The following is a 19,682-nucleotide window of genomic DNA, read 5'->3' as shown; positions in this document are numbered from 1 at the left end:
CCGGAAAAGGTAGCACCGGGGCCCGGTCCGGTCAACCCTGCGGTGCGGCACAATCAGGGCCTAGCGCATTCATTCCCGCCGTGTTCCGGGCGCGGCTCCCGCTCTGGAGGGCGCATTTCCGCCCGGGGTCTGTCGGGAGGAGAGAATTCCCCGTTCAGACAGCCATTTTTCCGCGGCCTCCGGCCATTCGTCCGTGGGCTGCCCGCGTTTCTCCATGCCGTAGCCGTGGCCCCCCGCGGGGTAAAAATGGAGGCTGGAGGGAACGCCTTTTTCCCGGCAGGCCTGTTCCATCAGCCTGCTGTTGGCGCTGGCTACGCCGTCGTCCAGCGCGTGGACGAGGAACACGGGGGGCGTCTGCGCCGTCACCTGCCGTTCCGCGGAGCACAGCTCCGCCAGGGCCGGGGCGGGGTCAGGCCCCAGGATTTTGCTGCGGGTGCCTCCGTGGGTGGTCCCGGGGGCCATGGTGACGACGGGATAGATAAGCATGGCAAAATCGGGCCGCGCGGAAACGCTTTTCAGCGGATTATCCTCTTCTTCCGGCAGGGTGCGGTTCCAGAGCGTGGCGGCCATGGCTGCCAGATGGCCCCCTGCGGAAAACCCAATGACGCCGATGCGGCGCGGGTCAACCCCCAGCGCGGAGGCATGCCGGCGCGTTACGCGCAGGGCCTGGCGGGCGTCCAGCAGAGGGCCCGGAAACCTGCCGATGGCATTGTTTTCCCCGGAAACGCGGTACTTCACGACAACGCCCACCATGCCGTGCTCCGCCGCCCAGCGGGCGATGCGGACGCCTTCCTTTTCAATGGCCTGGATGGCGTAGCCGCCGCCCGGAAAGATGCACAGGGCGGCGCGTCTGTCCTGCGGCCTCCATCCGGCGGGGAAATAAAGCTGTATTTGCGCCTCCCCCACGTCCGTGATGTGCCCGGGGGACACCTGTTTTTCCTTCAGGTCCGCCGCTTCAAGGCCCAGGGAAATCCATCCGGAATGAAAGGCTCCGTGTTCCGCGGGCGGCTGGAGGGCCGCCAGCGCGGACGGATCAAACGGGACCCCTCCGGCGGGGGCGTGAGCGAATGCCAGTAAAAGGGCGGGAAGAAGGAAGGCAAGCTTCATGTTCATGGCTTATTGGCGAGTGAGATGACCAGTTTGGAAAGACCCTGCACTACCTCCGCAAACTGGGGGTAATCCAGCTTTTCAGCCGTATCGCTGGTTTCATGGTAATCATCGCAGCGCAGGAAGGCGGTGTCCGTGGCGGCGAAGGAGGGGATGTCCTCCTTCATGTAAGCCCAGTCATCCGACCAGGAAACGCCTTTGGTATAATAGGGAAAGACGGCGGAGCGCACCGGAAAGCGGTTCAGACGGGAGAACTCCTCCGCACAGGAGCGGGCCAGCTTGCGGCCCGTGTTGGTAGACATGAAGGCCACGTAGTCGCACCGGTCCGGGAGCCCGGCCAGCCCGGCGGCCATGGCGGATTTACGCTTCTTGTTCACCCGTGGGGAGTAACAGCCCAGTGTTTCCAGCGCAATCATGCCGATGATGCGTTCCTTCCCCGGATGGAGGGCTGCGGATTTGGCATGCACCACGCTGCCCATGGAGGGAGTCTGGTAAAAGGGAGGTTCCTCATTGGCATAAGCCACCAGGCACACGTCGTGCAGGGTGGGAACTGCAGCCAGGGCGCGCGCCGTTTCCAGCAGGGCGGCTACGCCGGAAGCGTTGTCATTGGCTCCCGGCGTTCCGGTGCGGGCCGGTCTGGCGGGGCCGTGGTCATGCCAGTTGTCCATGCCCACCTTGGTGTCGTAATGCGCGCCTATGATAAGCGTTTTGGGCCGCGGGGAGGTTCCCTTTTTGGTGGCGACGAGGTTGTACACCGTCCTGTCCTTCACGGCGCGGAAGTCCGGAGAAACCGGGATGTCCACGGCCTGGCGCGTGACGGTGTAGCCCATCCCCTCCAGGGTTTGTTCAATGTAGCGGGCGGAACGCTCCATGGTGCCGGGCTTGTAGGCGTTCCGTTCTCCGATGGCGTCCGCCAGATGGGTCACGTGCGCTTTCAGGAATGTTTCCGTCTGGTCCGTCTCCGGAATTTCCCCGCTTCCGCAGGGTGAAAAGAGCTTGGAACAGGAACCCAGGGCGAGGCAGGCCGCGGCGGCGGCCAGCCCGCATTTGATCACAGGGGAGGAGAGTTTCATGAGGGGAAGTTGGGGAAGGCCGGTTTTAGAGTGTATTGGCGGTGGGAGGAGGAAAATCAATCCTCTCCGTCTGGCCCTTTTTCATCACCAGGTCTTTCTTGCGGTCCCGGTGCATGAAACGGAATTGGCCGGGGCGGCTGGCTGTGGCGGTGGCCTGAACCCGGCCGTTTTCCCAGCGTAGGTCCACCTTCAGCCCGCCCCGGGTGCGCAGGCCCGTGGCGGAACCCTTCTTCCAGCCGTCCGCCAGGGCCGGGGCCAGCAGGATGACCTGAAAGCCGTCCTGCATGATTTGACTCTGGACCAGGCATTGGGCCACGCCGGAGGTAAAGCCGAAGTTGCCGTCAATCTGGAACGGGGGATGAAAGTCAAACAGGTTGGAATTGATGTAATGTTTCAGCATCGTGTACATGCGGTCCTCCGCGGAATTTCCGTCCCCCAGGGATGCGTAAAGGTTGATGAGCCAGGCGGTGCTCCACCCGGTGCGGATGCCGTTGTTCCCCATGTCCGCGTATTTGCGCCGGAAATCCGCTGACTTGCGTACGGCCTCCGCGTATTCCGGCGTGGTGAGCACGTTCCATTCCGTGCCGGGAAACAGGCCGTAAAGGTGGCTGATATGGCGGTGGCCCTTCTGCATTTCCTCAAAGGGCTGCCGCCATTCCTGCACGCGGCCGTCAGGGCCAATGGCGGGCTGGGGAATCTTCGGGAGAAAATTCAGCGCTTTAACCAGGGTGGGAGTCCGGACATTCAGCTCCCGGCAGGCGTAAATGTAGTTGCGGAGCGCCTCGCGCCCCAGAAGCTGGTCGTGGGAATTGCCGTTGGAAACGTAGGAAAGCACGTTGGGCCCCGTGCCGTCCGGCGCGTAAAACCCGGTTTCAGGGGAGACGCCTGGGCCGGAAAGGCAGCGGCCCTGGCCGTCGTCCTCAAACCAGGACATGATGAAGCGCGCGCTGGATTCCAGAATGGGCAGGGACTTCTTCAGATCTTCCCTGTCTCCGGTGAAGCGGTAGCTGTCTACCAGGTGGGAGCAGGCCCACGCTCCGTTCATGAGGCTGGCGGCCCATTCCGGATTGTTGCCTGAAAAATAGGTATGCTTCCAGCAGTCCGTATAATGGCCGAAGCAGAAGCCGTCCCGGCGGATGAAGCGTGCGAATTCCTCCCCGTACGGAAGCAGGCTCCGGACAAAATCAAGATAAGGCTGCTGGAATTCCCCCAGCCCGGTGGCGTGGGACGGCCACTGGTTCATCTGGCTGTTGATGTTCAGGAAATAACAGCCCATCCACGCCGCCCGCAGTTCCGGATTCCACAGTCCCTGCAAGCCGCAGGGGAGCTGGCCCGGCCTGGTATGGACAATCGTGCAGAAGCGGCCGAACTGGAAAAGCTGTTCCAGCAGGTCAGGATCCTTCCCTCCCTGTTTGACGCGTTCCAGCCTTTGGGGGGTGGCCATGGCGGAAACCTCCGGCGGGGAATCCCCCAGGTCCACCTGGCAGCGCAGCATCAGGCGGGAAAAATAATCTTCCGTCTCCCGGGCAAGTTTTTTCCACCCCATTTTTTCCGCCTTCTTCAGGAGACGGTTGTTCCTGTCTGCCAGGCTGCCCGTCAGCGGGGCCTCCGGTTTCCGGAGGTTGTAATCCGTGGAGGTGGAGGAAAGCACCAGCACCTCCCGGGCGGAATCCAGGATAATCTCCTTCCCCCGGCGGGAGATGGCGGCGCCGGGCGCCAGAATGACCACCCGGTTTTCAAACCGGGTTCCGCCATTGCTTCCCTGTCCCGCCAGCACCCAGCCGTCCGGCTGCGCGGTAATGCGGGCTGACGGGTCCGGATGCTGCAAATTCAGGGAAATGCGGCACCCGGACGGAACGGTGCAGGTAATGTGGTAGGCGGCGCAGTCCGCGGACGGAGCCGCCAGAATCTCCGTGACCAGTTCTCCCGTGCCGAATTGAACGCGGGTGGAGGCCTTTCCCCGCTGCATGTCCAGCATGCGCCGGAAAGAGGCGGGGGAGGGCAGCCCCTGGAACTCCGCCTGAAGCAGGCCGCCCTGCTGGTAATCTCCCGCGATGCTTCCGGAGGGCAGAATATCCTTCCGGAACACCTGGTCCGCGCTCCGGTATTTTCCCTCCCGGCAAAGCTGGCGCGCCTTGTCCAGCGCCTGGGCGGCGCCTTCCTTCATCTGGAAATTCTTCTTCGCGAAGATGCTTCCTTCATTGAGAACGACGGTTTCTTTAGGAAAAACGCCGAAAGAGAGGATGCCCAGCCTGCCGTTGCCCGTGCCGTATCCCTCCGTCCATTTCCGGGCGGGTTCGGTGGAGGTGACCTGCATGGGGGCGGGAGATGCCTGGAGCGGAGCCGCGCCCAGAAGAAGCAGGCAGAAGAAAGAGAGAGATTTCATGGTTATACGGGCGGTTATTTCCTGAACCGGGAGGCTGTATTGGCGTAAATGACGGCAAACGCCAGGCTTCCTACCAGGAAAAACAGGGAGACAGACAGAAACACGGCGTTCTGGAGAATGATGCTGGCGAGCCAAATCAGCATGCTGAAGGCGAGGCAGTACATGATCTTTCCCATGAACCGGCACAGCGCGCGTTCATCGTACTGTTTTTTCCGTTCCTTGCTCATGGTGTTATACCCGGCAATAAGGAAGGAACATTTTCCCATGGAAAGAATGACTCCAAGAATGATAAAGCCTGCCATCATGGCGACGGGTATCGGAATAGGTGCGTCCATAAGCCGGAAAATGGGAAATCAGCGGGAGGGCCGCCGCGCCGGGCAGAGCCGTTTTTAAAAAGATACGTGACGGAAACGATTTTTTATCAGAACAGGAAATAACAGGAGCAGAACCAGGCGATGATGAGCAGGCCGCAGGTGAATTCCAGCAGAAGCCCGGTGAGCATCCCCAGCGCCGCTCCGGAACCGGCCTTGAACGCGGCCAGGATGTCCTTTCTGGCAAAGATGAGTTCCGCCAGCAGCGCTCCCAGGAACGGCATGAACAGAAGCCCCACGATGGGGGTGAACAGGACGGCGCCCACCACGGCGCCGATGATGGCCCCCCAGATGCCTGCGGCGGTACTGCCGAATTTTTTGGCCCCCATGCCGCCGGAAAGCTTGTCAATGACCAGGCCCCCCGCCACCAGCAGCGCCAGCACGGTCCAGCCCCACCACTCCAGGCGCCCGGCGCCCATCACGCCCTGCCAGATGCAGCCTGCCGCAATGATGATGATGCCGGGAAGCATGGGAATGAGCGTGCCGATCAGGCCCATGCCGAACAGAAGCAGGGTGACGCACCAGACGAGGGTTTCCGAAAGGACGGGGGACATGCCTTCCTTCTTACCAGGAAGGGCGTCCGGAGGCAAGGCTCCTGCCCGGCTTGCGGATGACGGAAAAAAAGGGGGCCGGTCCTTGGATTGATATTGCGGTTGTTGCGGGTTCGGTATGCAATGGCGGCCATGACTTTTTCCGGTTCTTTTTTCCGCGGCTGCGTGGCATGTTCCTGCGCCATTTCCCTGGGGGTTTTCCCCGTGCTGGGCGCCGCTCCTGCGGCTGATTCCGCTGCCGTGCAGAAGCTGGCGCATTCCCTGAAAGCCCGCGTGGGCATGGCTGCGGTGATGCTGGACACGGGGGAAACCGTATCCATAGGGGATGAAGCGGCCTATCCCATGCAGAGCGTCTTCAAATTCATTCTTGCCCTGTCCGTGCTGAAGCGGGTGAATGAAGGGAAACTGAATCTGGAGCAGATCATCCGCATACGCCCGGAACAACTGGTGAAAGGCACCTGGAGCCCGTTGCGGGAGCGCTTTCCGCAGGGCGGTGATTTTTCTTTAAAGGAGCTGCTGCGCGTGACCGTTCAGGAGAGCGACAACAACGCCTGCGACCTCCTGTTTGCCCTTATCGGCGGTACGGAAGCCGTGCAGAAGGATTTGAAGGAATGGGGCATCAGCGGCATCAACGTCCGGTTTACGGAAAATGAGATGCTGCGGAACCACGACTTGCAGTATGTCAACTCAAGCCGTCCTTCAGCCATGAATGCCCTGCTGCGCGCGTTTGACGAGGGGAAAATCCTGGACAAGGACACGCAGCGCTTCCTCTGGGACATGATGGCCGGCTGCGCTACGGGAGCCACGCGCCTGAAAGGAAAGCTGCCGCAGGATTACGTGGTGGCGCACAAGACCGGATCGGGCTTTACATCCCCGGAGGGCGTGATTACCGCCGTTAATGACGTGGGCATCATTGTTCTTCCCAATGGCCGGAAAATGGCGGTCTCCGTATTCGTCATGGATTCAAAGGACTCCGCCCCCGCCTGCGAGAAGGTGATCGCCTCCATGGCCCGGTGGCTGTGCACGGAATGGCAGCCCGCCGCCGCCAAGTAGCGGGCGGCCCTGCACGGAACATGTTTTAAGCTTGGAAAGGGGACGGCGTTCAGGCAAGGTGTGCCGCGTTATTCATGAAGAACCTATTGAGCCGGTACATCAGCCTGAGCCTGGCGCTGCGGTATCTGAACCCGCTGCGGACTTTCTTTTCCATCATCACCCTGATCTGCCTGCTGGGCGTATCGCTGGGGGTGATGGTGCTCATTGTCGTGCTGTCCGTGATGGGCGGTCTCCAGAAGGAAATCCAGGGGAACTTGTTTGCGCATTCCCCGCACGTCCAGGTGTGCTACAGGAATGACTTCGGCGTGAGGGAGGTGATTCCGGACTGGATGGAACTGAGCGGGAAGCTTAAACACGTTCCCGGCGTCCAGTCCACCTATGCCCTGATAGAAGACTATGCGCTGGTGGACGTGCAGGGACGGCAGAGGCCGTGTTTTTTCCGGGCCATTGATACGGAAAACGCTGCCCAGCTGGACGATTTGAAGCACTTGGTGGTAGCGGGCAATGCGGACCTGGACATGGGGGAAAAGGCCGTGGTCTCCTCCATTGTGGCGGAAAACATGGGGCTGAACGTGGGAGATGTGATCCGGGTGTACACCACCCGCAATTTCCAGGAAATTTCCCACGCCTACCAGCAGACGGAACTGCCCGTACTGGCGGAGAAAAACGCCCGGGAACTCAACGATTTGAAGGAATGGGGCAAGTCCCTGAAAACGGAGCAGGGGCGCGAAGCGGCTAAAAAAGCCTCCGTGGACAACGTGTTCAACCTGCTCAACGGCCTGCTCTCCGTTCCCCGCAGGGACGCGGAGCGCTCCGGCCTGATGGATTTGCTGGCCGTGTTGAATGACGGGGAAGCCCTGGACAACGGCACCGTGGCCTTCCCGGAAGGCACCCGCAAGGAATGGGAAACCATTCTGGGCGGCTTCAAGGCCGGACAGCGGAATGAGGCGGACATGGAGTGCTTCCGCAAAATCAGGGAACTGGTCATGCCGAAGGACCTGGAGGTGATCGGCATTTACCGGGCCTCCCAGCATACGCCCAGCCCGGACCTGTTTATTCCGCTGGTCATCGGCCAGGAACTGCTGGGTTATGAGGATGACGTGGTGCAGGCCGTGGCCCTGCGCGTGGATGATCCCTACCATGTGGAAACCATGCTGGCTCCCGTGATGCAGGCCCTGGAAAAGGAAAAGCCGTCCTCCGCGTGGACGCTGGAAACCTGGCATGACCGTTTTAACGCATGGTTTGAACTCATGCAGAAGGAGCGCATGATGATGAGCTTCGTGCTTTCCTTCATCTCCCTGATCTCCGCCTTCTGCATCATGGCGGTGATGTTCACCGTCTCCATCCAGCGGAAGAGGGAAATCGCCGTGATGAAGGCCCTGGGGGCTACGCCGTTCCAGGTGGTGCGCGTTTTCCTGTGGCAGGGGGTCATCATCGGCTTTGTAGGGGCTCTCCTGGGCGTGGGGCTGGGGCTGCTGGTGCTGGAATACCGCATGCAGATCCAGGGCTTCTTGGCGGGAATAGGCTTTGACCCGTTCCCCGTGGCGTTCCACGGCACGGCGAATATTCCGGTGGTGATTGACTGGACGGAGCTGGCGTGGCAGGGCGTGAAGGCCTTTGTCATGGTTGTGGTGGCCTCCATCATTCCGGCTCTCATCACGGCGCGCCAGGACCCGGCCCGCTCCCTGCGCAGCATGTAACAGGAACCGCCTCATGGATATTTACTGGATTCAGGATCATGAAAAGAAGGGGCCTCTGCCGGAGGTGGAAGTCATCTCTATGCTGGAGGCGGGCCTCATACCGGAAAACGCCCGGGCATGGCATGCCGGATGCGCGGAATGGGTGCGCATCCATGACCTCCCGGTGCTGAAGGAAATGTTTGCTGGCCGGGAGGAAGAGGAGGAACGGCGGAAGGCCGGGGAAGAAGCTCCGGAGGATGATGCCGCGGAAATCTCCGTGGCGGAACCCGTGGACGGGGAATCCTTGCCGGAGGAAGAAGCGGAAAAGGCCCCGGAGGAGGACGTGGTGCTGGTGGTTCCGTACCCGTACGTGCGTTTTCTGGGAAGAATGGCGGATGTGATGATGCACATGACGCTTTACCTGGCCGTGCTCAGGGTACTGGGCCTGGGCTTCAGCCCCGATTTTCTCCCCGGCTCCTATGAAGCCCTGCTTTACCTCTGCCTGCCGCTCGTGCTCATTGAAGCCGCCTTTGTGGCGGCGCTGGGCACCACGCCGGGAAAAGCCATGCTGGGCGTCTCCGTCAGGGACTACCGCGGGAACCGCCTCTCCTTCTCCACGGCGTTCAGGCGCTCCCTGTTCGTCATGGTTCTGGGCCTGGGCTGTTTTGCCCCCTCCCTGATGCTGCTGGCCCTGTTCTTCTCCTGGTGGTGGGTGCGCCGCTTCGGCTTTACCCCGTGGGACCGGAAGCTGGGCACCACGGACGTGCTGAATGACTCCCTTACCCTCCGCAAGGTGGTGATGACGCTGGTACTGATCATCCTGTGCCTTCAGATCATGTACGTGCTGCTCATTCCCTGGCTTCCGGAGATGGAGGCGTATGTCAGCGCCTCCGGACAAATGTGACAAAAAGGCATTCCGAGCGGGATTTAGCCTTTTAATCACCTGAATTTGTTTCATACTTGCCCCAGCCATGCCAGAAATACACCCAACGGCAGTAGTGCATCCTACTGCGGAAATAGCGGATGATGTTAAAATCGGTCCCTTTTGCGTTGTCGGAGAACATGTAAAGCTGGGCCCCGGCTGCGTGCTGCACAGCCATGTGGTCATTGACGGCCCTTCCTCCTTCGGCAGCGGCAACGAGTTCTTCCCGTTTTCCGTCATCGGCCTGAAAAGCCAGGATTTGAAGTACCAGGGGGAACCCACCTACCTGGAAGTGGGGGATAACAACGTTTTCCGTGAAAACGCCACCATCAACCGCGCCACGGACATTGGCGGCGCCACGCGGATTGGCAGCAACAACCTGTTCCTGGTCTCTTGCCACGCCGGGCACGACTGCCAGATAGGCAACCATGTGATTTTCTCCGGCTTCGCCACCGCCGCCGGCCATGTCACGGTGGGGGATTACGCCATCCTGGCGGGCTGCTGCGCCGTGCACCAGTTCGCCAGCATCGGGGAGCACTCCATGGTGGGAGCCATGGCCCGCGTATCCCAGGACGTGTTGCCGTACACCATTGTGGAAGGCCATCCGGCCGTGACGCGCTCCGTCAACTCCATCGGCATGCAGAGGCGCGGATTTTCCGAGGAAGACCTGCGTGCCGTGCGCATGTGCTATAAAAAGCTCTTCGTCAACAAGAAGCTGTCCGTTCAGGAAGCTATTGAGGAACTCCGGAATTCAGACTATGCGGAAAATCCCTGCCTGAAGAGAATCGTTGAGTTCGTGGAAACTTCCGAACGCGGATTCTGCCATTGAGGCCATGAAAACGGGTTTTGTCTTTGACCTGGACGGAACGCTGGTGGACTCCATTCCCGGCATCGCCCGCGGCCTGAACCTGGCCTTGAAGGCCCTGGGGTATCCGGAGCATTCCGTAGATGCCATCCGGGGAATGGTGGGCCGGGGCGCGCGGGAGCTCTGCCTGGCTTCCCTGCGGGAATACTTTCACGGGGAGGTGCCTGAAGAGGCCTTTGAAGCGGTGCACAAGGGGTTCATGAAGGAATATCCCCATACCTGGCAGGACGGCACGGCGCCGTACCCCGGCATTCGTGAAATGCTGCTGGAACTGGCCGCGGAGGGGCATCCCCTGGGCGTCCTGTCCAACAAGCCGCATGTGATCACGAGTCCACTGGTGCGCCATATCCTCCCGGACGTGCCTTTCCGGGTGGTGATGGGCTTTTCAGACCGTTTCCCGCGCAAGCCGGAGCCTGGTTCCCTGCTGTCCATCGTCCATGCCTGGGGCATGGAACCGGGGCAGGTGTGCATGGTGGGGGATTCCGCCCACGACGGCAACACTGCCGTGAATGCCGGAACGCGCCTGGTACTGGTGGGGTGGGGCTACAGTTCCCGCGCCGCGCTGGACGCCTTCCACGTGCCGGTATGCGCCTCCGCGGCGGAACTGTCCGCCCGGTTGCGGGATGAAGGGGCGCTGCCCTTTCCCGTCTCCGCCCCCAGGCTGTCCTGAAGGCGCCGGAACCGGGACAGGGCCGGGGCTCGCCGTGTGGTTGCGGCTCTTCAGGACGGAATATCCGGTATGTCCGCGGATTTAGCCTGCAGGGTGATGTCTTCCAGATTGCCGGGCAGGTCCTTCGTGGAGGTCACGCCCAGGTTTTTCAGCCTCTGCGCCCGGGGAATGAAGCGGTGCTCAAAGGAGGAGACGGTCTTGTTATACTGGGCCACCGCCTGGTTCAGGCTCTTGCCCAGGGAGGAAAAGTGGCCCGTGAGGATGGAGCAGGTGTTGAACAGGTCCGCTCCCGCCTCCGAGATTTTCTTGGCGTTGTCCGCCAGTTGTTCCTGCTTCCACCCGTACGCGACGGTTTTCAGCAGGGCGATCAGGGTGGAAGGCGTGGAAAGGATAACCTTGTTCTCCGCGCCGAACTCAATCAGGGAGGGGTCCGCTTCCAGAGCCGCCTGGAAAAAGGCCTCCCCCGGAAGGAACATGATCACGAATTCCGGGCACGGGGAAAACTGGGCAAAGTAATTCTTGGCGCTCAACTGCTGGAGGTGCCTTTTCACGTCTGCGGCGTGGCGGCTCATCAACTGGCGGCGCTCCTCCTGCCTGTCCGTCTGTCCCGCGCTGAGGTAGGAGGTCATGGGCGCCTTCGCGTCAATGATGATGGAACGGCCTCCCGGCAGGTGGACGACCATGTCCGGGCGCACCCGGTCCTCTTCCCTGGAACGGGTTTCCTGCGTGGTGAAATCACAGTACTCCACCATTCCGGCCAGTTCCACCACGCGGCGCAATTGGAGTTCCCCCCACTGGCCGCGCGCGCTGTTGTGGTGGAGGGCCTGGGAAAGCCTGGCGGTCTCATTCTTCAGGGCCTCGTTTCCGGAAAGGATATAGCGGATCTGCGTTCTCAGGTCCGTATAGGCGCCCACGCGTTCCTTCTCCATCTCTCCCAGCCGGGACTGGACGAGTTTCAGGGACTCGCTCACCGGCTTCAGCATGGACTCAATGGCCTGCTTGCGGGATTCCAGGTCATGGTTGGCCTGCTGGCGCTGGTTCTGAAGCCGGGTTTCCGCCAGGTTCAGGAATTGTTTTTCCGAATTGCGGAGGACCTCCGCGCTGATGCCCGCGAAGGAATCCTTGAGCACCTCCTCCGCCCGGTGGAGCATCTGGGTTCTGTCCTCCGCCCGTTCCTGCCAGGAGCGGGCTTCCGCTTCCAGGCGGACGGAGCGGTCACGGTAGCGCAGCAGGAAAACCAGCAGCACCGTGCAGGCGGCCAGCAGCAGAAGGGCCGCAATCCAGGGGATCAGGGGGGAATTCATGATAGGGGAAGGGTAATTCAGATGGGGGTGGCGTAGGGGATGCCGTCCGTCTCTTCCACGGGCTCGGCCAGGGGGATATTGTCGTCACTGCCGTCAAGCGGCTCCGCAAAGGGAATATTCTCCTCCGTATCCGGCTCCGCCATGGGAATGTGCTTTTCACACATTTTGGTGGGGGCATGGTAGCCTGCGGAAGTTTCAAAATAAGCCGTTTTGGCATATTGGCAGCCGGAATGGGCCAGTTGGTTGGACTCCCGGCATACGAGCACGGCCTGGCCTTCCGAACCGGGGCTGGTGCGGATGGCGTTGGCGGGGTAGCCCTCCTTCTGGGCCGCCAGCATAATGTCCACCCAGACGGGCAGGGCCAATGTGCCGCCGTACCCTTTTTCCAGAATCTTGGTGGAGGAGTCAAAGCCCACCCAGACGCTGCACGTGAGGTTGGAGGTATATCCGGCGAACCACGCGTTCGTGTAATTGTTCGTGGTCCCGGTCTTGCCGCCGCAGGGGGGCTTGAAGCCCAGGGTGGTGATCCTGCCTGCCGTGCCTCCGGGCTTGCAGACCTGCTGGAGGATGGAGGAAGTGATGTTGGCCGCCCGCTGGGTGTATACGGTGCGCTTGCTCCTGGTGATGGCGAAGCGCGGCTGTCCTCTGGAATCCGTAATGTGGTCAATGATATACGGCGTGGGGCGCACGCCGCCGTTGGCAAAAACGCTGTAAGCGCTGGCGATGTCCAGCGGAGAGGCTTCCCACGTGCCCAGGTAAAGGGCCGGAGTGCGGGAAATATTCCCGTGGAAGCCCGCCAGCTGGGCGGACTGGATGACGTTGGACAATCCGGCCCGGTTGCCGATGCGTACGGACATGGTATTGCGGGAAAGAATGAGGCCGAAGGAGGCCGGCTTCATGCCCCGGTACGTGCCGTCCGAGTTGCGGGGGGACCAGTTGGCGGCTCCGCGTATCTCCCCATAGCCGATGCGGTCGTCGGAAATGCGGGTATCCGCGGAATTGCCCTGCTGGAAAAAGGTGGCGTAAATGAACGGCTTGAACAGGGAGCCGGTCTGCCTGCGTGACTGGATGGCGCGGTTCAGCTTGGATTCCTCCGCGTCCCGGCCGCCGACGACGGCGAGAAGCGCCCCGGTGGCGTTGTCCATGACTACGGCGGCGGACTGGATGTAATTGGGCATGGGAGGCTGCGTCCCTTCCTTCCGTTCCGGGGGGAGCGCCTTCCAGGCGGCCAGGGCCGCTTCATATTCCGCCTTGGTGGTCAGCTTGTTCTTGACGATTCCCTTCTTCTCCCGCCTGGCTTGCAGGGAAGCCAGGTGCTTCCTGAAATCCTTGCGCGCTTCCAGCGCTTCCATGTGCTTGTTGATGGCGTCCAGCGTGGCGTTCTGCAGGTCAAGGTCCAGCGTGGTGTGGACCACCAGGCCGCCCAGGCGGATATCTTCTTCCTCCAGAATGGCGTCCAGCTCCCGGCGCACCAGGCCCATGGCGTAATTCTCCTCTGACCGCGACTGGGGCATCCGGGTAACGATCGGTTCCGCCAGGGCCGCCTCATACTGCACCCGGGTGATCTTCCCCTCCTTTTCCAGCAGGCCCAGGACGATGTCCCGCACCTTCTTGGCTTCCTCCGGATGCTTGATGGGGGAGAAATCGTTCGGGCCGTAAATAATGCCGGCCAGGGTGGCGCACTCCGACAGGGAAAGATCCCGCGGCTCCTTGTCGTAATACCCGCGCGCCGCCGCCGCAATCCCCAGGAAGGTATGGCCCCAGAAAATGCGGTTGATATAGGTCTCCAGAATCTCGTCCTTCGTGTAAGTGGCTTCAATGCGTTTGGCCAGCGCCACCTCCGTCAGCTTGGCGTGCAGGTTGCGCTCCTGGTGGTTGTACGTGATTTTGGCAAGCTGCATGGTGAGGGTGGAAGCCCCCTGCGTGGCACGCTTGTGCTTGAGCACCTGCGCGAAGGCGCGGCCAACGCCTATCCAGTCCACGCCGCCGTGGTCGTAAAAGCGGTTGTCTTCACGCAGGATCAGGGCGTCAATGAAAATGGGGGGAACCTCCTGGAGGGAGACGCGCTTGCGGTTTTCCCCGTGCAGGGTGCCGATGGTGCGGTTCTTGCGGTCCAGGATCACCGTGCGTTCCGGAATATTGCTCTTGACCTCGGAAATGTCATAGCGGTTGGAAATGGTGCCGTACAGGAATACCAGGATGGAGCCGATCACGATGCCCGCAAAGCAGCACCCCAGCAGGATGCGCAGGGGCCATCTGACGAACCACTGGATATTCCGCGTCAGGGAGCCGATGAAGCGGAACGGCATCAGCAGGACGAACAGCAGGGCGCCGAAAATCGTGAACCGCGGCTTGCGCGGCCTTCCCGGGCGTGCGGAGCGGGGGGGCTCTCCGGGTTCATCGTAGTCATCATATTCCTCCGGCGGTGCGGGCCGGGAAATGCGGCGCGGACGGGGAGGCGGTGCATCATTCCGGGAAGAACCGCCGCGGGATTTCCCGGTTCTGCGGGTGGGCCCGGGAATCACGGCCGGACCGGGGTCCTCCGGAGGCAGGCCGGGATAGGACGGGCGGGGGGCAGACCTCTTCCTGCGTTCCGTTGGCGGACGGGAAGCCGCTTCATCGTCCTGGATGCGTTCCCGCCAGGAGCCGGCATTCCGTTTCCGTGATTTGTCGTTTACACCCATCCGTGGGGGAGTTTTATCATAAACAAACGGGATGGTCTAAGCAAAAGATGGAGCCCCATGTCGCAATTGTTAGACAAATTTGTACTGGTCTGAACGTTTATCTGGTAGGATATGTTCTATCATAAGGTTATCGGTAATTTCATGATATCACCATTCAGAATGACGAGTTTTTATTACTTGGTCGTTGGGGGGCTTGTGTCCCTGTTTTTAGGGGGAATGAGCCTGGCGGGGAATGTCTCTTCCATGGCGGACTTGCAGCAGCATGTGCATAAGGTGGCCTCCGCGGCTACGGCTGCCACGGTGGCTCTGGTTTCCGACGGAGGGGAGACGGGCAGCGGGGTGATCGTTACGCCGCAGGGCCTTATTTTAACGGCGGCCCACGTGGTGGGCGGTGATGAAATCATGCGCGTGGTCTTTGCGGACGGGCGCGTGGTCAAAGGCCGCGTGCTGGGCGCCAACTTTACGCGGGACGCCGCCATGGTGCAAATCATCGGAGGCGGAAACTATCCCCATGTGGAGCTGGGGGAATCAGACGGGCTGCATGTAGGTGACTTTGTGGTGGCGCTGGGCCATTCCAAGGGATTTGACCCGGAACGCCGCGCTCCCATCCGCATGGGGCGGCTGTGCACGGACGGGAAGCAGCGCTTCCTTATTTCGGAATGCACGCTGATTGGTGGGGACTCCGGCGGCCCCCTCTTTGACTTGTCCGGCAAGCTGGTGGGCATTCATTCCTCCATAGGCCCCATGTTGAAAATCAACAACCATGTTCCCGTCTCCGTGTTCCGGAAGGACTGGGACAGCCTGCTTGCCGGGAAGCACTGGGGCCAGCTTGGCCTTCACCCCATGGCTGACCCGGAATCTCCCGTTCTGGGATTTGCCATGATGGACGTGCTGGGCGTGGACGGCGTGGTAGTGCAGGATGTGGTGGTGAACTCCCCGGCGGATACCGCGGGCATCAAGCCCGGTGATGTCATCACCCACATGGACAGCCGGAGCCTGCGTTCCGTGCGGGACATGCTCCGTGAGCTGGGCAGGCACCGCCCCGGGGAAACCGTTCCGGTTGTGGTGGTGAGGAAAGGAACTGCCTACAAGGCGGACCTTACATTCGGCAGGCGCGGAGATTTGATGTCCGGCCTGAAACATGAAGAAGAGACTCAGGGATGATGATGAAATATTTATGGGCGGCTTTGGCGGCGTCCGCCGCCTGTGGCCAGGAAATAGCCTCCCCTCTTCCCCCGGAGCAGATGATTGCCCCGGAGGACAGGGCGGTGCTTGACAACCAGGCCAAGAAAATCTTCCAGGAATGGGACAAGGTGGCCGGTCCGGTGGGCCGGTCCGTGGTGGCGCTGGTGGCCGGCAACACCCAGGTGGCCCTGGGCACGGTGGTGGGGAAGGGAAAAGTGCTTACTAAGCTGAGCGACCTCCAGAAGGAGCGGCGCCCGGTCATGCTCGTGGACTCCTCCGGACGGGTTTACGACGCCAAGGTGCTCTTTGCCCTTCCGGAACACGACCTGCTGATGATGGACGTGCCGGGGCTTCCCGCTCCTCCCATTGACCTGAACTCCTATGTCCAGGCGGAGGAAGGGGATGTCATTGCGGCCGTATCCCCTACGGGGCATGTCAGTGACTTCGGCGTGGTTTCCGTGGCGCAGCGCAGCCTGCGGGCGGACGACCAGCCTTATCTGGGCATTGTTTCCGATCCCCGCTGGGATGGGGAGGGGGTAATGATCGGCGGTGTGGAAGCCGGAAGCGGCGCGCACCGCAGTGGCCTGCTGGCAGGAGACCTGCTGATGAAACTGAACGGAAAGCCGGTGGACGGCATGTACTCCATCCGCGCCGCCATGGTCGGGGTGAGCCCCGGTGAAACGGTTCCCGTGGAGGTAAGGCGGCAAAACCAGGTGATTGAAGGAAAACTCCTCACCGGCCCCCGGCCCAAGGTGATGAAATTTCCCCAGAAACGCCTGGACATGATGAACTCCATGGGCAACCGCATGAGCCTGAAGCGTGATGAATTCCCGCTGGTCATCCAGTCGGACATGACCCTGTTCCCGGAGCGTGCCGGATGCCCGGTCATTGACGTCAACGGAAAATTTGTAGGGCTGGCCCTCAGCCGTGCCGGACGCACGGAAACCTACATTCTGCCCTCCTGGATATGCCGGGAACTGGTGGAGGGGGTGCTTCCGCAGGTACAGCAGTACCAGGCCGGACGCGGAGAGGACATTCCGGAAGCCCAGCCGGTGGATGATACCTATGATGCGCGCCGTCTGGAGGAAAACCGCCGCAAGGTGGAAGACAAAATGAGCCGCCAGGGACTGGTGCCCAAGGTCTATTAGGTTGGAGTGGCTTCCTGTGGATGAAGCTTCCGGGCGCTCCTGAGCGTCACGGCTTCTTTCCGCTGTCATCCGGTGGACGGAAAAGGCCTGATTCCTTCATGCCGTGTTCCTGTTCCCGCAGGAATATGGCCGTTTTTACCCGGAACGGAAAGCGGCCGGGCGGCTTTGCCGGAGGCGCGTCAGCATCCACTCCCCGCCGGGGAGCGTCCCGGTCTTTTACGCTCGGATTCCGGAGAATGGTTGGAGGAGTGCATAAAAAACGGGCAGTGACGCCCGTTTTCCGACTGGTCCGGGATGCTCTCGGACTCTTGAATGATTATTCATCCAGGCCTTCCGCATCTGGGGAAAAACCGGGAGGGAAAAAGAGTTGCCCCGTTACTTGGCGGAAGAGGCGGAAACCGGCTTTTCCTTGAAAATCATCAGCTCCGTCAGAACGACGGTGCGTCCGGAGGAATCCGGGGAAATAATCATGACCACTTTCCGTCCCGGATAGGTGGTCAGCATCATGCCCCTGTCCTTCACCTTGACGACTTTACCGTTCTTCAAGCGGGTCATGTACGTCAGATTGGCGGGAGTAGTGCGGGAATCCTTGCTGTCAGCGGAATCCTTGCCGAAAATGTAAGTGGATTTGCTGGGCAGTTCAATGGCGCTCTTTTCGCCCTGCGGCGGTTTGGGAAGCTCCAGGGTGAAAGTACGGCCGGTCAGGTTCTGGATGTAAATGCAGTTCAGCGGCAGCTCCGCCTCGTTGATGAAATCCAGCGTAAATTCTCCGGTGCTGTTCTTTCCTACCAGCGCCAGGGTTTTGGGGCCCAGGTCGGTCGGCAGGGGTTTGCTGACGAGCTTGTTGGTCGGCATGCCCTTCTGGTCCAGGCCGCCGAACAGGGTGATGATCCTGCTTTTGGGGTATACGCTGCGGCGTCCGGGAAGGGCGGCGCGGATTTCCACCTTTTCCAGCCTTTTGGGATCAATGGGCATGTAAATGGGGGATGGCAGGGACATGGGCGTCTTAAGGACGAACCGGATGCCGTTGACGGAGGCGGGAGGAAGGGACTTGTCCACGGTATCGGCTGCCGGAGCATTCGGTTCCGGTTTGGCAGGCTCCGGCTTGGCGGGGGTGCGGGTTTGTCCGTGGACGAAAGACACGCTTCCGAGAAGGCAGGTAATGGTCAGGACAGGTAAAAGGCGCATATATTCGGGGGAGTGAAAATAAAAGGAAGGGGCTTTTGTCCGGCTGCATGGACCCTTGACAAACAATCGTGCGGGAGAACATGCGGCAGGCTGAATCCACCGGAAAGCCCGGATGGGTTTTATATCCCTTGTGAAGTACAGGAATGAGGAAGGCCGTGCAAGCTCAAAGTAGGGATGTTGGAGATAAAAAATAGAAAATTCCAGAGGTCATTAGACCATTTTCCCAGCCCGGAACCCTATGAATTCAGTATCTCCGTTATCTATGGTTCCGTCTGCACAGGGTAAAATGATACCTGATGGTACCCAGGTAAACAGAAAAGCTGATGCGAGGATATAGGAAGCGCTGGTATAATAAGCCGTTCGGCATTTTCTCAGGATGATATTTTCATGTAAAGGAGATGAAATCTTGTTTGTTCCCCCTGGTCGGATAAGGTGCGTTTGCGGGAAAGGCTCTCTTAACGGAGAAAATGAGGCGTGGCAAAGGGAGATGTGGATGAATATTATCCATAAAAACATAGATGGAGGAAAAGCCTTTGACTGGGGCAGGGCTTCGGCAGACTATGCCCTATTCCGTGATATTTACCCACAGGAATTCTACGATAAAATCATTAACCGCAACCTATGCGTAAGCGGTCAAAATGTACTTGATACGGGCACGGGAACAGGAGTTCTTCCGAGACACATGCACCGTTACGGAGCAAAATGGACAGGTACGGATATTTCGGAAAACCAGATTGAACAGGCAAAAATTCTTTCAGCCGGCATGGATATTGACTATCACGCCGCATCCGCTGAAAACATGGATTTTCCCGATTGTTCATTTGATGTTATTACCGCCTGTCAGTGCTTCTTTTACTTTAACCATGAGCAGGCTATGCCCGGGTTTTTCCGCATGCTTAAACCGGAAGGGCGTATTCTTGTATTATACATGGCGTGGCTCCCCTTTGAGGATAACATAGCAGGAGCCAGTGAAAAACTGGTGCTGAAATACAATCCTGCGTGGAGCGGCGCGGGAGAAACGGTGCATCCGGTAGTTATACCCGGGTGTTATCATGAACTGTTTGAGCTCGTTTACCACGAGGAATATCCTTTAAGCATACACTTTACCCGTGAAAGCTGGAATGGAAGAATGAAAGCCTGCCGGGGCATCGGCGCTTCCCTTGCAGAAAAAGAAATTGCCGCGTGGGAACAGGAGCATATGAAACTGCTTGCTGAAATTGCCCCTCCGGAATTTGACATCCCGCATTACGGAGCTATTGCTGAACTTAAAAGAAAATAAGTGCCGGATTCAGTTCATGAAACTGGTTTAATAACTTTCTGTGTTCCCGCCTTCCCCCGTCTACAGGGTTGATGATGTCCATTCCCCTCCACCAGGCAAGAGTTGTGTGTAAAACCCATCCCATCATCCACCTTACTCTTCCCTCCTTGCGCCTGAGCGCAAAAAAGCGCCGCTCCCCCCTTTCTGTCCGGGAAAGCGGCGCTGGTCAGACTCTTCT

16 protein-coding genes are annotated in these 19,682 nt (G+C 60.1%); 8 read left to right on the top strand and 8 right to left on the bottom strand.

What is annotated here, in order from left to right:
• Positions 1–69: 69 nt before the first annotated feature.
• The 5 genes from HHJ06_RS08295 to HHJ06_RS08275 form a co-directional block, all read right to left on the bottom strand.
• Positions 70–1,113, bottom strand: coding sequence for an alpha/beta hydrolase (locus tag HHJ06_RS08295; RefSeq protein WP_215428880.1), 1,044 nt, complete (start codon positions 1,111–1,113; stop codon positions 70–72).
• Positions 1,110–2,180 (bottom strand): M28 family peptidase, encoded by a 1,071-nt coding sequence (locus HHJ06_RS08290; RefSeq protein ID WP_215428879.1) that lies wholly within the window; start codon positions 2,178–2,180, stop codon positions 1,110–1,112. The genes HHJ06_RS08295 and HHJ06_RS08290 overlap by 4 nt, the downstream gene beginning before the upstream one ends.
• A gap of 25 nt (positions 2,181–2,205) precedes the next feature.
• Complete coding sequence (locus HHJ06_RS08285) at positions 2,206–4,566, bottom strand: glycosyl hydrolase family 95 catalytic domain-containing protein (protein ID WP_215428878.1); 2,361 nt, start codon at positions 4,564–4,566, stop codon at positions 2,206–2,208.
• A gap of 14 nt (positions 4,567–4,580) precedes the next feature.
• The gene (locus HHJ06_RS08280; protein WP_215428877.1) at positions 4,581–4,901 is read right to left on the bottom strand and encodes a DUF3784 domain-containing protein; all 321 of its coding nucleotides are present in this window, start codon (positions 4,899–4,901) and stop codon (positions 4,581–4,583) included.
• Between the two features lie 86 nt (positions 4,902–4,987).
• A complete protein-coding gene (locus HHJ06_RS08275) occupies positions 4,988–5,491 on the bottom strand; it encodes a DUF456 domain-containing protein (RefSeq protein WP_215428876.1) in 504 nt (167 codons plus the stop codon).
• Positions 5,492–5,620: 129 nt separating this feature from the next.
• Here HHJ06_RS08275 and bla point away from each other — a divergent pair, with 129 nt between their 5' ends.
• From bla to HHJ06_RS08250, 5 genes are all read left to right on the top strand, one after another.
• Entirely contained in the window at positions 5,621–6,541 is a 921-nt protein-coding gene (gene bla, locus HHJ06_RS08270; protein WP_215428875.1) for a class A beta-lactamase, read from the top strand.
• Positions 6,542–6,615: 74 nt separating this feature from the next.
• Positions 6,616–8,241, top strand: a complete 1,626-nt coding sequence (locus HHJ06_RS08265) for an FtsX-like permease family protein (RefSeq protein ID WP_215428874.1) — start codon at positions 6,616–6,618, stop codon at positions 8,239–8,241.
• A gap of 13 nt (positions 8,242–8,254) precedes the next feature.
• A complete protein-coding gene (locus tag HHJ06_RS08260) occupies positions 8,255–9,124 on the top strand; it encodes an RDD family protein (protein ID WP_215428873.1) in 870 nt (289 codons plus the stop codon).
• Positions 9,125–9,191: 67 nt separating this feature from the next.
• A complete protein-coding gene (gene lpxA / locus HHJ06_RS08255) occupies positions 9,192–9,971 on the top strand; it encodes an acyl-ACP--UDP-N-acetylglucosamine O-acyltransferase (RefSeq protein WP_215428872.1) in 780 nt (259 codons plus the stop codon).
• A gap of 4 nt (positions 9,972–9,975) precedes the next feature.
• A complete protein-coding gene (locus tag HHJ06_RS08250; protein ID WP_215428871.1) occupies positions 9,976–10,677 on the top strand; it encodes an HAD family hydrolase in 702 nt (233 codons plus the stop codon).
• A 50-nt stretch (positions 10,678–10,727) separates the two neighbouring features.
• Here the strand turns inward: HHJ06_RS08250 and HHJ06_RS08245 are convergent, their stop codons facing one another.
• Both HHJ06_RS08245 and HHJ06_RS08240 read right to left on the bottom strand, forming a co-directional pair.
• A complete protein-coding gene (locus tag HHJ06_RS08245; protein ID WP_215428870.1) occupies positions 10,728–11,981 on the bottom strand; it encodes a DNA recombination protein RmuC in 1,254 nt (417 codons plus the stop codon).
• A gap of 17 nt (positions 11,982–11,998) precedes the next feature.
• Positions 11,999–14,665 (bottom strand): transglycosylase domain-containing protein, encoded by a 2,667-nt coding sequence (locus HHJ06_RS08240; RefSeq protein ID WP_215428869.1) that lies wholly within the window; start codon positions 14,663–14,665, stop codon positions 11,999–12,001.
• Between the two features lie 195 nt (positions 14,666–14,860).
• Here HHJ06_RS08240 and HHJ06_RS08235 point away from each other — a divergent pair, with 195 nt between their 5' ends.
• Positions 14,861–15,829, top strand: a complete 969-nt coding sequence (locus HHJ06_RS08235) for a S1C family serine protease (protein ID WP_215428868.1) — start codon at positions 14,861–14,863, stop codon at positions 15,827–15,829.
• Entirely contained in the window at positions 15,829–16,998 is a 1,170-nt protein-coding gene (locus HHJ06_RS08230) for a PDZ domain-containing protein (RefSeq protein WP_215428867.1), read from the top strand. Before HHJ06_RS08235 ends, HHJ06_RS08230 begins: the two co-directional genes overlap by 1 nt.
• A gap of 375 nt (positions 16,999–17,373) precedes the next feature.
• Here HHJ06_RS08230 and HHJ06_RS08225 read toward each other — a convergent pair whose 3' ends face one another.
• The gene (locus tag HHJ06_RS08225) at positions 17,374–18,186 is read right to left on the bottom strand and encodes a hypothetical protein (protein ID WP_215428866.1); all 813 of its coding nucleotides are present in this window, start codon (positions 18,184–18,186) and stop codon (positions 17,374–17,376) included.
• 493 nt (positions 18,187–18,679) lie between these two features.
• Between HHJ06_RS08225 and HHJ06_RS08220 the strand changes: the two genes are divergently transcribed.
• Entirely contained in the window at positions 18,680–19,465 is a 786-nt protein-coding gene (locus HHJ06_RS08220) for a class I SAM-dependent methyltransferase (protein ID WP_215428865.1), read from the top strand.
• Positions 19,466–19,682: the final 217 nt, after the last annotated feature.

This window comes from Akkermansia muciniphila (genome assembly GCF_018709685.1).
GTDB classification, from domain to species: domain Bacteria; phylum Verrucomicrobiota; class Verrucomicrobiia; order Verrucomicrobiales; family Akkermansiaceae; genus Akkermansia; species Akkermansia muciniphila_E.
The sequence above is the reverse complement of the archived record's forward strand: the minus strand, read 5'-3'. Positions and strand labels throughout refer to the sequence as shown.